Consider the following 14,599-nt stretch of genomic DNA (forward strand, 5'->3'; position numbering starts at 1 on the left):
CATTACGTTTATCCGGAACGTGTCATGACCACACGATCGCGCCCTTTGCGTTTGGCTTCATAGAGTGCTGCGTCGGTGATGGCAATGACGCTGTCGAGATCCAGCGGCGGTACCTCGACAAGGCTCGCCCCCGTACTGAGGCTCACCACATCAGGCGTGGCGAACATATTGCGTGCCATCAGGGAAAAGGCCTGCCGCAGCTCTTCCAGCGATCGCATGAGTTCCTCTGCGCGCACGTCCTGCAACAGGATCACGAATTCATCCCCGCCCAGGCGCGCAGCCAGGGCATGTTCGGGCAAGCTCTCGCGCAGCAGCGTGCTCAAGGCTTCGAGCAGCTTGTCGCCGGCCGCATGGCCGTGCAGATCGTTGACTTGCTTGAAGTTGTCGATGTCGATCAGTAGCAGCGCTGTCGGATGCTGCGCACTGGCTTGCGCCAGTAAGGCCGGGGCACGCGCGTGCAGGGCGCGCCGGTTCAACAGGCCGGTGAGCGGATCGCGCGCGGCCAGTTGACCGATGCGTTCCTCGCGGCGCTGACGTTCGGTGCCGGTCATCGACAGTGCGATCAGCATCACCGCCATCGACCCTTCGATCAGCGAGACCTGGATGATGGTCCCACCAAAGGCCGCCAGGTCGACCCAAGCCCCTAAAGCCAGGGCCGACACGGCCTTGGCTACATAGAACAGGCCATGCACCAGCAAGACATGGCGCAATTGCGCCGCGCCCACGCTCAACGAAGCGCCATGCGGGCGTAGCAGGCTGCTGGCGCGCAGGGTCAGGGCGGCGATCATCAGCGACTGTATCCCCAGCATGACACGTGACCACCAGGGATGGGTGGGCAGCAGCAGCATCAACAGCCACAAGCCGGCCAGCAGCCACCACCCGTGTGACAAGCGCCGCCGCGTAAACCATGCTACGCCCGTGAGGAAACAGGCGTGCGCTGCGATCAGCAAGCCATTGGCAAACCAGATGCCGACCAGCAGGTAGCCGCGCGAGCGCAGCAGGGCCAGGAAGGAACCCAGGGTAATGATGGCAAAGCCGCTGCTCCAGATCAGCAGCGAGCGTTCGCGCACCACGCTCCACTCCACCGCCAGATAACAGGCGGCACTGGCGGCCAATGCGATGGTGAGGATGAGTAGGGTGGAAGGGTCGAGAGCCATGAGGTGTTGCGTCGCCCGTGAGGGCGCAGTACGAATGGCTGACATTGTAGCCTTCGTCGCCCTGCTCGCAGTGTTGTCCTTCGGCAACGCGAGCAATGGCTCTCGCTAGGCAGGAATGCTTACGTTGTTTTAGCGTCCACCGGCGTGGTCGTTGTCGTGGTCGATGCCGAGGTCGATTCGGGCTCTTCCCTGCTCCCCTGTTCGGGAGAGAACAGCGGTAGTTTCTTCTTCACCAGCGGCAGATTGACGCGTTCGGTGCCGTCCGGCAATACGGCTTGTTCGGCTGATAGCCAGTTGCCATTGTCAGTATTCATGAGTTTCTCCTTGGGAATGAAGAGTCCAGCTTGTCGTTTTCTTGCGCCAGACTCGTTGATACAACTCAACCGGGCCATTGTTTTGATGAGAATTCTTCTTGTTACGTAGATAATGCATACCGGCTCGCGTACTATGCTCCCCATCCGGAAGCCACGCCGGGCCAGCCTTCTCGGGCGCTCATTCCTTGACGCAACAGGAACAAGATGTCATACCAGCAGAATTCGCATGTGCCCGTCCAGGACGCGGGCAATGCACCGTCCATGATGAAATTGATTCGGGCCGACCAGCTCATGGCCCTACGCAAGACGGTCTTGCTGTCGATGCCGGTCAACATGCTGCTGGGGCTCATTTCCACCTTCGTCGCCTGGCGTGCGGACAAGTTGCCCATCGCCTTGCTCTGGCTGGCCTGCTCAGGTGTGGTCAATGTCTTGCGCGTGCTGGCTTGCCGCATCCCGGTGGAGCGTCTGGCCGCGCTCTTGCCTTGGTTGGGACAAGGTCAGCAGCCCGATGCCCGGGTTGATCCGGTCACCGAACTGAACCTGCGCCTGCACTGGATGCTGGCCTTGCTCTCGGGCATCGTGTGGGCCGGGGTACCCCTGCTGTGCGAAGGCTATACCACGCCGGAAACCCTGTTCTATCTGACTTGCGTATGCGGCATCACGGCCGGGGCGGTCACGCACGGCTTTGCTTTTGCTCGTATCCCGATCTGTTTCATCACGCCGCCGCTGCTGTCTATCATTGTCTGCCTGGCTGGCATCCAGACCGATTCCACCCGCCTGGCGCTGGCGGCAGCGGTGCTACTGTACCTGGCCGCGCTGATCCGTGGTTCCAAGGTCAGCGAGGGCCTGGTATCCCACGCCAGCGCGCTGAAGAACCAGGCCACCGCTGCCAACCAGGCGTTGGAACTGGCGCACCAGGACTTGCATCGTTTCGCCCAGCGGATGCAGTACCAGGCCGAACATGATCTGTTGACCGGCTTGCTGGGCCGTGCCGGTTTCATGGAGGTGGCGCCACGCATGGTGGCCCGCCAGGAACACGCGCTGTGCATGATGTTTCTCGACCTTGATGGCTTCAAGGTCATCAATGACGCCTACGGCCACGAGGCCGGCGACCAGGTGCTCATCGAAGTGGCGCGGCGCCTGCACGATTGCATCCCGGCCGAGGCCACGCTGGCGCGGCTGGGCGGAGATGAATTCGTGGTCCTCTATGCGTTGGCACCCAACGCCGAGCTGCCCGAGCACCTGGCGCGCCGTCTCATCGACGCCGTGCGCCAACCGTTCGCGCGGCTGGCGCATCGACATATCGGACTGAGCCTGGGCATCACCGTCACCCGCAGCGAAGACATCAACGAAATGCTGGTCTGTTCGGATGCGGCCATGTATGAGGCCAAGCGCCGTGGGCGCAACCAGTTCTGTCTCTTCAACGACAGCCTCAATGCCCATCTGCAGATGAAGCGCGATGTCGAGCGCGACCTGGCCCATGCGCTCACGCAGCGCCAGTTGGAGGTATGGTTCCAGCCCATCGTGCATCACGATGGACGCACCCTGGATGGCTTCGAGGCGTTGTTGCGCTGGCACCACCCGCGTCATGGCGACATCGCCGCCCCTGAATTGATCGGAATCGCGGCCTTGGCCGGCCTGTCGGAAGAACTGCTGCGTTTCATCATCGGCGAGGTGGCCGAGATGATCCGCTTCTTGCAGGCCAGCACCCGCAGCGATCTACGGGTATCGATGAATATCTCTCCGCGCGAGATGGAACGCCTGTGCATCGAGGAACTGGTGATGGCCACCTTGAAGACCTATCGCGTGCCGGCCCAGATGCTGGAAATCGAGATCACCGAAGAAACCGCGCTGGACCTGCAAGCCGCCACCCAGACCCTGGTGGCGCTATCCATGCAGGGCGTGAGCATTGCCATCGATGACTTTGGGGTGGGTTATTCCTCGCTGGGTTTCCTGCGCCAGATGCGTGTCTCGCGGGTGAAGATCGACCGCAGCTTCGTCACCGGCCTGGCCGGACAGACCGAGAACCAGGCCTTGGTGGCGGCCATGTTGCAACTCTCGGGCAGCCTGGGCTTCCAGGTGGTGGCCGAGGGTGTGGAGAGCGAGCAAGACCTGCATACGCTGCAAGCCATGGGGTGCCATGCCATGCAGGGCTATTACTTCTCGCCACCGATGCCGGCGCGGCAGGCGTGTGAGATGGTCAAGGCGCAGGGCCGGAGTTAAGCGTTTCCTGACAGGCTTTCCCCAAAGTTGAAGCAGATCAAGCTTTCTCTGATCTGCTGCACTTTGGGACTGACCAGCAATTGAGTTCGCTCCGACCTGGGGCTATGCTGCAACACAGCAAGAAGGCATGAGCACGCTCGCTCTCACGCCATCCCACACCCAGGAGGACGACATGTTTCCACCCACGCAGGCCACGCCTGCAGAGCGCTATGGTCAACTCATTCGCGATGCCATCGGCGCCCAGCCGATGCGGGTCGCGGTGGTCCATCCCTGCTCGGTCGAGGCCTTGCAGGGCGCGCTGGAGGCGCGTGACGAAGGCTTGCTGGAGCCGTTGCTGGTGGGGCCGCAAGCGAAGATACGGCACATTGCCGAGCAAGCCGGGCTGTCTCTGCAGGGCTTGCTCATCGAGGATGTCGAGCATAGCCATGCGGCGGCTGCGCGGGCCGTCGAACTGGCCATCCAGGGCCAGGTCGGTGCGCTCATGAAGGGCAGCCTGCACAGCGACGAATTGCTCGGTGCCGTGGTGGGAGCCGGCTCAGGCCTGCGCACTGAGCGCCGCATCAGTCATGTCTACGCCATGGCCATCCCCACCTATGCCAAGCCGCTCATCATCACCGATGCGGCCATCAACATCGCCCCCACGCTGGCGCACAAGCGCGACATCTGCCAGAACGCCATCGACCTGTTGCATGTAATGGGCGTGCCGCGTCCGCATGTGGCGGTGTTGGCCGCAGTGGAAACGGTCAACCCGGCCATGCCCTCGACGCTGGATGCCGCGGCCCTCACCGTGATGGCCACGCGCCACCAGATCACCGGCGCGATGGTCGATGGGCCGCTGGCCTTCGACAATGCCATCAGCCTGCAATCGGCTGCCATCAAGGATATCCAGTCGCCGGTGGCGGGTAGCGCCGACATCCTGCTGGTACCCGATCTCGAAGCCGGCAACATGCTGGCCAAGCAATTGATCTATCTGGCGCAGGCCGAGGCGGCCGGCCTGGTGCTGGGTGCGCGGGTGCCGGTGATTCTCACCAGCCGCGCCGACAGCCTGCGGGTACGACTGGCTTCGTCGGCGCTGGCGCGGCTGTTCGCCTCGCGCAGCAAGCTGCACGCCGTGGGCAAGGAGGTGGCATGAATCGCTGGTTGCTCACTTTCAATGCCGGTTCCTCCACCATCAAGCTGGGGGTGTTTCGACTCGACGGTGCGCACGCCGAGAAAATCGGCCAGGGCCAGCTCGACCTGCATCTTACGCCGCTCAAACTGCGGCTGGATATCGAAGGTGTGCGTTCGGCCATGGACATCGATGCCGATCCCGCCGCGTCCATGGACCAGGTGCTGGAGCGCGTGCTGCATCAACTGGAAGTCGGTCACGAGCAAGGTGCGCTGTGCGCGGTAGGCCATCGTGTGGTGCATGGCGGTTTGCACCTGGCGCAGTCGGTGCTGCTGGATGAACGCATCGAGCAGGAACTGGAAGCCCTGGCGCCGCTGGCCCCGCTGCACCAGCCGCAGAACCTGCGCCTGATCCGTGCCATTGCACGGCTACGCCCGGGCCTGCCGCAAACCGCTTCCTTCGACACCGCCTTCCATGCCAACCAGGATGCGCTGGCGCGCCGCTTCGCCCTGCCGCGCAAGCTGCACGACCAGGGTGTGCTGCGCTATGGCTTCCACGGCATTTCCTACAGCTACATCGCCGCCGAACTGCGCCGACGCAATCTGCCCGAGGCGCATGGCAACGTGGTGGTGGCGCACCTGGGCAATGGTGCCAGCCTGTGCGCCATCCAGAATGGTCGCAGCCTGGACGCCAGTACCGGTTTCTCTACCCTCGAAGGCGTCCCCATGGGCACGCGTTGCGGCGCGCTCGATGCCGGCGTGCTGCTGTACCTGTTGCAGCAAGGGATGACGCCGGCGGCACTGGAGAATCTGCTGTATCACCAGTCCGGCTTGCTCGGTGTGTCAGGTATCAGCGCCGATGTGCGGACCTTGCAGCAGAGCAGTGAGACGGCCGCCCGCGAGGCGCTGGAATTGTTCGCCCTGCGCTGCGCCGGCGAAGCCGCGCGCCTGGCGACCACCCTGGGTGGTCTGGATGCGCTGGTCTTCACGGCTGGCATCGGCGAGCACGATGCACACATGCGTGCGGCCATCTGCGCTCGGCTGGATTGGCTGGGTGTGCGTCTGGATGAAAGCGCCAACGAGCAGCACCTCGAATGCATCAGCCACCAGGCCAGCCGCTTGCGTGTGCTGGTCATTCCCACCAATGAAGAACAGGTCATTGCCGACGATGCGGCAAGACTGATCACCGGGAGTTCCGCATGACGACTTCATCTGCCAGCCACACCGGCCCTGCCCCCCACGATGCCGCCGCCGTCAGCCCTGGCTGCGTGCCCTTGTTCTGGCCGATGATGCTGGCCACCCAGGTATTTCGACAGGGGCAAGAGGTGGTGGACAAGCATCTACGATTTCTGGAAGAAGAAGCCAAGCTGCACGCCATCCAACATCCCCGGATGGCCACCGCCAACCACGAGCGCCTGAAGCTGCGCACGCTGACCCTGCGTGAATATGGCAAGCCCGCTGCCGTGCCCACTCTGGTGGTGGCGCCCTATGCCGGTCACTCTTCGGTGATTGCCGACTATTACCATGGCCAGAGCCTGGTCGAAACGCTCATGGCGCACGGCGTCTCGCATGTGTGTCTGACCGACTGGCACAGCGCCAGCGAAGACATGAAAGACCTGGAGATCGACAACTACCTGGCCGATCTGTGCGTGGTGATCCAGGAGCTGGGTGGTCGCGTCAACCTGGTCGGCCTGTGCCAGGGCGGCTGGATCTCGGCCATGATCGCGGCGCGCTTCCCGCCTATGGTGCAGCGCCTGGTGCTGGCCGGTTCTCCCATCGATGCCGGTGCCGGCGATGGTCCCTTGAAGCAGATGGTGGAGCGCACCCCGATCCGCTTCTACGAAGACCTGGTACGTACCGGCGGCGGACTCATGCGCGGCAGCTTCATGCTACAGGGCTGGAAGAACATGCATCCCGATGAGCACTACTTCACCGAGCACCTGGACCTGTTCCAGCACATCGACGATCCGGTCTACCTGGCCAAGCGCGAGACCTTCTCGGCCTGGTACGAAACCACGGTCGACCTGCCGGGGCGCTGGTATCTCCAGGCCATCCGCAACATCTTCAAGGACAACCTGCTGGCGCGCGGCAAGTATGTGGCGCTGGGCAAGCAGCTTGATCTCAAGGACATCCACTGCCCGCTGTATCTGCTGGCCGGCGAGCGCGACGACATCACCACTGCCGAACAGGTGATGAACGCCGCCACCCTGATGGGCACGCCCGCCACCCACATCACGCAACGCGTGGTGCCGGGCGGGCATATCGGTTTGTTCATGGGAAGCCGCACGCTGGCCGAGACCTGGCCGCAGATTGCGCAGTGGTTGATGGCACCCTTGACGGCGGGTGCCTAGGCACCAGCGTTTTTTTTGCGGGCGGCGGGTTTGCGTGCCGCCTTGCTGGCCGATGGCTGCGCTGGCGTATTCTCTGGCGCCACCACCATGACAGCCGCCTTCAGGAACCAGGCCAGCACCGATTCGGCCGTCTTGCCATCCACGATATGGGGCACGCAGCGGTAGGAGAAACTGACCCCTTCGCATAGCGCCATGAGGCCGATGGCGATCTCGCGCGGCGGGGCAGTGGGCGCGATGCCAGTCACCTGGCAATAGGCCTGTACGAACCGGGTGATCTGGCGGTAGCGCCCTTCCAGGAAGTCGTCGAGCTGCGCACGGAATTTTTCATCGCGCAGCGCCACGATGCGTGCTTCCATCCACAGCAGGCTGCACTGGTCATCGCGATACAGCGCCGAATATTGCGTGGCTAGAGCGTCGCGCAGCGCACCCGGCGCGGTCAGGCCGCCATCAAGCAGACGCTCGAAACCGCGGTCGATAGTTTCCCCCTCGCGGCGCAGCAGCTCGAAGAAGAGCTGCGTCTTGTCATCGAAGTTGGAATAGAAGGCGCCGCGCGAGTAACCGGCAGCAGCGCTGATGTCTTCCACGCTGGTCTGCGCGTATCCCTGTTGCATGAAGACCGCGTGCGCTGCCTCCAGCAGCCTTTCGCGGGTCTGCTCACGGCTTTGCTCGCGGCTGAGTCGTTGGCGTGTCATGGGGCAGGATTCTAGCATCCTTGTATTCAAATACAGTATTGCATCTGAATTCATATGTGAATTAGAATCGCTGAAGTTTGGTAAGGATCACTCTCCAGGATGCGGAACGCCAGACGATCCGACACTCCTTTTCCCGAAAGGAATGCTGTGAAGCCCGTTTTGTTCGTTTCGCCTGTTCTGCCCGCCCGGCGTGTGCCCCTGGCCTTGCTGACCGTGTCCTTTGCGCTGTTGCTGTCGGCCTGCAGCAAGCCGGCCCCGGTGGCCGAGGCGCCGCGCGAAGTGGTGGTATTGCAGGCACAGGAGCGCGGCGGCAGCCTGCCGCTGCAGCTGCCGGCCGAGGTGCAGTCGCGCTATGTGACTTCGTTGTCCTTCCGCGTGGCCGGCCAGTTGGTGGAACGCCGCGTGCACCTGGGTGACGTGGTGCGCCGGGGCCAGGTGCTGGCCCGCCTGGATCCTGCCGACGCCGACCAGAACGCCGTCTCGGCGCGGGCCGAGCTGGCCTCCGCCCGCCAGCATCTGGAGGCGGCCGAAAAACAATTGCAACGCGACACCGAGCAAGCCCACGAACAACTGATCAGTACCCAGCAACTGGAACAAAGCCAGGACGCCCACGCCGCTGCCCTCTCGCAGTTCAAGGCAGCGCAGGCGCGCGCGGCCGTGGCTGGTAACCAGCGCGACTACACTACTCTGGTGGCGCAGCATGATGGCGTCATCAGCGCTGAACAGGCCAATACCGGCGACGTGCTCAGCGCCGGCCAGCCGGTCTATGCGCTGGCGTGGTCGGGGGCGATGGACGTGGTTACCGATGTGGCCGACCGTCAGTTGGCCAGCTTGCAGCCGGGCGCTGCCGCAACCGTCACGCTCGCCGCATTGCCGGGCAAGCATTTCCAGGCGCGGGTGCGCGAAATCAGTCCTGCCGCCGATCCGCAAAGTCGCACCTATCGCGTCAAGCTCACGCTGGAACAGCCCGAGCCCGGCGTGCGCCTGGGCATGATCGGCGAAGTGGCCATCACGCCGCATTCCGATGCCAATGCCGGCCAGGTGATGCTGCTGCCGGCCACTGCCTTGTTCCACCAAGGAGGGAAGCCAGCGGTATGGATCGTCGGTGTCGAAGGCAAGCTGGAACTGCGCCCGGTCATCATCGCCGCCTATGGCGAACGCAGTATTGCCCTCTCGCAAGGGGTGACGGCCAATGACAAGGTGGTGGTGCAAGGCGTGCATACCCTCACGGTGGGCGAGAAGGTCAAGCCGGTGGCGCCGCTGCACGCCGAGGACTTCGCCCTATGAGCGCGCCCGGTCGCTTCAATCTTTCCGCCTGGACCCTGAAGCACCAGGCGCTGGTGACCTTCATCCTGGCGCTGGTGACCTTGCTGGGCATCGGATCGTATTCGCGTCTGTCGCAATCCGAAGATCCACCCTTCACCTTCAAGGTCATGGTGATCCAGACCGATTGGCCGGGCGCCACTGCGCGCCAGGTGCAGGAACAGATCACCGACCGCATCGCCCGCAAGCTGCAGGAAACCCCGGACGTCGATTTCCTGCGCAGCTATTCGCGCCCCGGCCAGTCGCAACTGTTCTTCACCATCAAGGACACGGCGCCAGCCTCGCAGGTGCCGCAGACTTGGTATCAGGTGCGCAAGAAGGTCGGCGACATGGCGGCCACCTTGCCGCAGGGCGTCAAGGGGCCTTATTTCAATGATGAATTCGGCGATGTCTACACCAACATCTACGCACTGGCCGGCGATGGCTTCACGCCCGCGCAACTGCGCGACTATGCCGACCAGTTGCGCGCCGAACTGCTGCACGTGCCGGGCGTGGCCAAGATCGATTACTTCGGCGATCGCCAGGAGCACATCTACATCGACATCGGCAATGCCCGCATGACGCGTCTGGGCATCAGTCCGCAGCAACTGGCCGATGCCATCGGCGGCCAGAATGCGGTGGTGCCGGGCGGGCTCATCACCACCGGCAGTGACCGCGTCTATGTGCGTCCCACCGGCCAGTTCGAGAACCTGCGTGCGCTGGAAGAGAAGATCATCCACATCAACAACCGCAATTTCCGCCTGGGCGATATCGCTACCATCCACCGTGGCTACGATGAGCCGCAGGAACAGGAAATGCGCGCCAACGGCCAGCCGGTGCTGGGCATCGGCGTGACCATGCAACCGGGGGGCGATGTGATCCGCCTGGGTAAGGCGCTGGATGAACGAACTGAACAATTGCGCAAGCGCCTGCCGGCAGGCCTCACGCTGACGGCGGTTTCCAGTATGCCGCACGCAGTGGAAAAATCAGTAGATGAATTTTTGGAAGCAGTGGCCGAGGCGGTGGCCATCGTGCTGGTGGTGAGCCTGCTGTCGCTGGGCATACGCACCGGCATGGTGGTGGTGATCTCGATTCCCATCGTACTGGCGGTTACTGCGCTGTTCATGTACCTGTTCGATATCGGTCTGCACAAGGTGTCGCTGGGCACCCTGGTGCTGGCGCTGGGCCTGCTGGTGGATGACGCCATCATCGCCGTGGAAATGATGGCGGTAAAGCTGGAACAAGGCTGGAACCGTCACCGCGCCGCCGCCTTCGCCTACACCAGCACCGCCTTCCCCATGCTGACCGGCACCCTGGTCACGGTGGCGGGCTTTCTGCCCATCGCCCTGGCCAAGTCCGGTACGGGCGAATACACGCGTTCCATCTTCGAGGTATCGGCCATTGCGCTGCTGCTGTCCTGGCTGGCGGCGGTGGTGCTGATTCCGCTGTTGGGCTATCACATGCTCAAGGAAAAACCGGGTGCATTGAGCGATGAACAGATCGCTGCCCAGCCCCATGCCGGCCATGATGAAGAAGACCACGATCACCCCATCTACCAGACCCGCGTCTACACCCTGCTGCGTCGTGCGGTGGCCTGGTGCGTGGCATTCCGGGGGCGGGTGGTGATCCTCACCACGGTGCTCTTCATCGGTTCGCTGGCCGCTTTCGCGCTGGTGCCGCAGCAATTCTTCCCCAGCTCGGACCGGCCCGAACTGCTGATCGACCTGCGCTTGCCCGAACGCGCCTCGTTTGAAGCCACCCAGCGCGAAACGATCCGCATGGAAGCGCTGTTGAAGGGCCGGCCCCAGATCGACCACTACGTCAGCTTCGTCGGCGTCGGCGCGCCGCGCTTCTACCTACCGCTGGATCAGCAACTGGCCAGCGCCAACTTTGCGCAATTCGTCGTCACTGCCAAATCAGTGGAAGACCGCGAAGCCCTGGCGCGCGCGCTGGAAGAGCCGCTGCGCAAGCAGTTCAGCGGTGCGCGCACACGCCTGACGCGTCTGGAGAATGGCCCGCCGGTGGGCTTCCCGGTGCAGTTTCGCATCAGTGGCGAGCAGATTCCCAAGGTGCGCGCCATTGCCGAACAGGTGGCCGCCGAACTGCGCAAGGAAAGTCGCGCCACCAACATCCAGTTCGACTGGGATGAGCCGGCGCAGCGTTCGGTCTCTTTCGAGATCGATCAGAAGCGGGCCGCTGAACTGGGGTTGAGCAGTCAGCAGATTTCCAACTTCCTGGCCATGCAATTGTCGGGCTTCACGGTCACCCAATATCGCGAACGCGACAAGCTCATCAGCGTCGACCTGCGTGCCCCGCGCAGTGAGCGCGTCGACCCTGCGCGCCTGGCCACCTTGTCCATGCCCACCACCCATGGCCCGGTGCCCCTGGCGACGCTGGGTCGGTTCCACGATACGCTGGAATATGGCGTCATCTGGGAGCGTGACCGCCAGCCCACCATTACTGTCCTGGCCGACGTGCGACCTGGGGTGCAGGGCATCGACGTGACCAATGCCGTCAATCAGAAACTCGATGCCTTGCGTAGCGAACTGCCGGTGGGCTATCGCATCAACGTGGGTGGACCGGTGGAAGAAAACGCCAAGGCGCAATCCTCGATCTCGGCCCAGATGCCGCTGATGGTCATTGCCGTGCTGCTGTTGCTGATGGTGCAGTTGCAAAGCTTCGGTCGCACCCTGATGGTGGTGATGACTGCGCCGCTGGGCTTGATCGGCGTGGTGGCGGCGCTGCTGCTGTTTGGCCAGCCGTTTGGTTTCGTGGCCATGCTGGGCACCATCGCCATGTTAGGCATCATCATGCGCAATTCGGTGATCCTGGTGGATCAGATCGAGCAGGACATCGCCGCCGGCCGCGGTCGCTTCGATGCCATCGTCGGCGCCACCGTGCGGCGTTTCCGGCCGATCACGCTGACCGCTGCGGCGGCCGTGCTGGCGCTCATTCCGCTATTGCGCAGCAACTTCTTCGGGCCGATGGCCACCGCCCTGATGGGCGGCATCACCATCGCCACCATCCTGACCCTGTTCTACCTGCCGGCGCTGTATGCGCTGTGCTATCGGGTCAAGCCGGATGAAACCCATCACCGTGACGCTGTTGCGCAAGGGAGCCACTGATGAGCGCCATGCCATCGATCTTCACCCCCCGCCCGCTGGCGCTGGCTGTGGCCTTGCTGCTGTCGGGCTGCGCGCTGGGCCCCAGCGGCGAGGCACCGGCCATGCCGCAGCCGGCCCATTATGCCGTTGAGAGTACGCCCGCCACCCTCGGGCCACAGGAGGCGCGCCAGAAGTTCGTGCTGGGCCAGCGTGCCGTGCCGCAGTGGTGGCAGGCCTATGGCTCGCCGCAATTGTCGGCATGGGTGGACGAAGCCTTGCGCAACAATCACTCACTGGCCCAAGCCGAGCGCAACCTGGCCGGCGCGCAGCTGCAATTGCGCGCACAGGTCGGTGAATCGCTGTGGCCCACCATCGATGCCGTCGGCCAGACCCAGCGCCAGCGCGCCCTGGGCTTGCCCAACATCGGCCCGTCCACTAATGTCTATAACGTCTTTTCCGGGCAAATCCGCGCCAGCTATACCTTCGACCTGTTCGGCGTGCAGCGCTTCGCCAACTCGGCGTTGGCCGCCCAGGTCGATGCCCAGTCCTACCAGTTCGATGCCGCCCGTCGCACGGTGGCGGCCAATGTGGTCATCAGCGCCATCAACGCCGCCTCGCTGCGCGCCCAGGTCGCGCAGACCGAGCGCCTGGTGGCGCTGGCTGATGCCGATGTGGAGGAGATGCAGCGCCGGCTGGCGCTGGGGGCGGTGTCCACCGACGAGCTCCTGTCCGCACGCGCCTCCGCACAATCATTGCGCGCCAGCCTGCCTGGCCTGAAGGCGCAATGGCAGGGAGCACGTCATGCACTGGCCGTGTTGATGGGACGCACGCCCGATGCCGCGCCGCCAGACCTGGACATCGCCGCATTGACATTGCCCGCAGAAGTGCCATTGACCGTACCTTCGGACCTGCTGCGCCAGCGCCCCGACATCCTGGCCGCCGATGCGGCGTTGAAGGTGGCTGCGGCCCAGCAGGCGGAGGCCATGGCCGAGATGTTTCCCAGCCTGTCCATCAATGCTTCGTTCGGCCAGTCCGGTTTTTCCTGGGCCAAGGCGACCAGTGGCGTCGGGGCGGTGTGGGGGCTGGGTGCTTCGCTGACCCAGCCGTTATTCCATGGCGGCGCCCTGCGCGCCAAGCGGGATGCAGCCAAGGAAGCCTATCTGGCTGCCCAATCCCATTATCGCCAAACCGTGTTGAATGCTTTCCAGAACGTGGCCGATAGCCTGGTTGCGCTGACCCAGGATGCCGATGCCTTGCAGGCATCGGCGGCGGCGCGTACTGCCTCCGAGCAGAGCTGGCGCAATGCGCAACGGCGCGCCCAGCTTGGCGCCTATCCGGCCAGTGCCACACGTGCTGGCGAACGCCAGTATCTCAATGCCCGGCTGGGTGAGATTCGCGCCACCGCCAGCCGCATGAGTGATACGGCGACCTTGTTCCAAGCCATGGGGGTGGGCCTGGAGGCACAGGCCCAGCAGAGCGCAGTCCAGCCCTGATCAACCCTTGCTGGCGCCGAAGGTGAGCCCGGCCACGAACTGCTTCTGCATCACGAAGAACAGGATCACCGAGGGTAGCGCTGCCAGGATGGAACCGGCCGAGACCAGGTTCCAGGCGGTGGTCCACTGCCCGCGCAGAGCCGCTACACCTACCGTGATGGGGGCCACGTCATCGCCCTGGGTCAGCACCAGCGCCCAGAAATAATCGTTCCAGACGAAGGTGAACACCAGCACTGCCAGGGCTGCCAGCGCCGGGCGGATCAGCGGCAGCACGATGCGGTAGAACACGGTCCACTCGCTGGCGCCTTCGATGCGCGCTGCTTCGATCATTTCGAACGGCAACTGCTTGATGAAGTTGCGCAGGAACAGGGTACAGAAGCCGGTCTGCATGGCGATGTGGAACAGCATCATGCCGGTGATGGTATTGAACAGACCCAGCGACAGCGTCAGGTCGCGCACCGGGATCATCAGGATCTGCTGCGGCACGAAGTTGCAGGCCACGAAGGTGGCGAAGAGGATCGTATTGCCGCGGAACTGGTAGGTCGATAGTGCAAAGCCGGCCATGGCTGCCAACGCGATGGCGCCCACCACCGAGGGAATGGTGATGAGGCAGCTATTCCAGAAGTAATGCAACATGGGCGAGCCGGTCAGGGCTTCGCGGTAATTCTCCAGCATCGCGAAGTCCTGCGGCCAGCCCCAGTAGTTGCCGGCCATCAGTTCGTCATTGGAGCGCATCGAGGTCACCAGTGCGGTCAGCATCGGCAACAGCCAGATCAGCAGCGCCACCGGCAGCGAGGCGCGATACAGCACGCGGTTGAGCGGCTTCCATTTTTCTATCGGCATGGGAAACATGGCG

General features: G+C 63.7%; 11 protein-coding genes. 7 read left to right on the forward strand and 4 right to left on the reverse strand.

What is annotated here, in order from left to right; genetic code table 11:
- Positions 1-8: 8 nt before the first annotated feature.
- Both RC54_RS01245 and RC54_RS01250 read right to left on the reverse strand, forming a co-directional pair.
- Positions 9-1,157: a GGDEF domain-containing protein gene (locus RC54_RS01245; RefSeq protein WP_058893944.1), complete on the reverse strand. Its 1,149-nt coding sequence runs from the start codon at positions 1,155-1,157 to the stop codon at positions 9-11.
- A gap of 119 nt (positions 1,158-1,276) precedes the next feature.
- Positions 1,277-1,471 carry a hypothetical protein gene (locus RC54_RS01250; protein WP_058893945.1) on the reverse strand — a complete coding sequence of 65 codons (195 nt, stop codon included), beginning with the start codon at positions 1,469-1,471 and terminating at the stop codon, positions 1,277-1,279.
- Between the two features lie 261 nt (positions 1,472-1,732).
- Between RC54_RS01250 and RC54_RS01255 the strand changes: the two genes are divergently transcribed.
- From RC54_RS01255 to RC54_RS01270, 4 genes are all read left to right on the forward strand, one after another.
- Entirely contained in the window at positions 1,733-3,694 is a 1,962-nt protein-coding gene (locus tag RC54_RS01255; protein WP_244216428.1) for a putative bifunctional diguanylate cyclase/phosphodiesterase, read from the forward strand.
- 127 nt (positions 3,695-3,821) lie between these two features.
- A complete protein-coding gene (locus RC54_RS01260) occupies positions 3,822-4,826 on the forward strand; it encodes a bifunctional enoyl-CoA hydratase/phosphate acetyltransferase (protein WP_255220992.1) in 1,005 nt (334 codons plus the stop codon).
- Entirely contained in the window at positions 4,823-6,004 is a 1,182-nt protein-coding gene (locus RC54_RS01265; RefSeq protein WP_058893948.1) for an acetate/propionate family kinase, read from the forward strand. Before RC54_RS01260 ends, RC54_RS01265 begins: the two co-directional genes overlap by 4 nt.
- The gene (locus RC54_RS01270; RefSeq protein WP_058893949.1) at positions 6,001-7,152 is read left to right on the forward strand and encodes an alpha/beta fold hydrolase; all 1,152 of its coding nucleotides are present in this window, start codon (positions 6,001-6,003) and stop codon (positions 7,150-7,152) included. The genes RC54_RS01265 and RC54_RS01270 overlap by 4 nt, the downstream gene beginning before the upstream one ends.
- On the opposite strand, the gene RC54_RS01275 is transcribed toward RC54_RS01270, so the two are convergent.
- Complete coding sequence (locus RC54_RS01275) at positions 7,149-7,844, reverse strand: TetR/AcrR family transcriptional regulator (protein ID WP_058893950.1); 696 nt, start codon at positions 7,842-7,844, stop codon at positions 7,149-7,151. The two genes, RC54_RS01270 and RC54_RS01275, sit on opposite strands and share 4 nt — an antisense overlap.
- A 204-nt stretch (positions 7,845-8,048) precedes the next feature.
- Here RC54_RS01275 and RC54_RS01280 point away from each other — a divergent pair, with 204 nt between their 5' ends.
- Genes RC54_RS01280 through RC54_RS01290 form a run of 3 tightly spaced genes read left to right on the forward strand, consistent with a single transcriptional unit; the run spans position 8,049 to position 13,743 of the window.
- Complete coding sequence (locus RC54_RS01280; protein ID WP_061789500.1) at positions 8,049-9,131, forward strand: efflux RND transporter periplasmic adaptor subunit; 1,083 nt, start codon at positions 8,049-8,051, stop codon at positions 9,129-9,131.
- The gene (locus RC54_RS01285; RefSeq protein WP_061789461.1) at positions 9,128-12,271 is read left to right on the forward strand and encodes an efflux RND transporter permease subunit; all 3,144 of its coding nucleotides are present in this window, start codon (positions 9,128-9,130) and stop codon (positions 12,269-12,271) included. The genes RC54_RS01280 and RC54_RS01285 overlap by 4 nt, the downstream gene beginning before the upstream one ends.
- Positions 12,271-13,743: an efflux transporter outer membrane subunit gene (locus RC54_RS01290; RefSeq protein ID WP_061789462.1), complete on the forward strand. Its 1,473-nt coding sequence runs from the start codon at positions 12,271-12,273 to the stop codon at positions 13,741-13,743. Before RC54_RS01285 ends, RC54_RS01290 begins: the two co-directional genes overlap by 1 nt.
- Here RC54_RS01290 and RC54_RS01295 read toward each other — a convergent pair whose 3' ends face one another.
- Entirely contained in the window at positions 13,744-14,595 is an 852-nt protein-coding gene (locus RC54_RS01295) for a carbohydrate ABC transporter permease (protein WP_058893953.1), read from the reverse strand. It abuts the gene before it with no gap.
- Between the last annotated feature and the right edge of the window lie 4 nt (positions 14,596-14,599).

Origin of the sequence: Herbaspirillum rubrisubalbicans, assembly GCF_003719195.1 — a bacterium.
GTDB lineage: Bacteria > Pseudomonadota > Gammaproteobacteria > Burkholderiales > Burkholderiaceae_D > Herbaspirillum > Herbaspirillum rubrisubalbicans.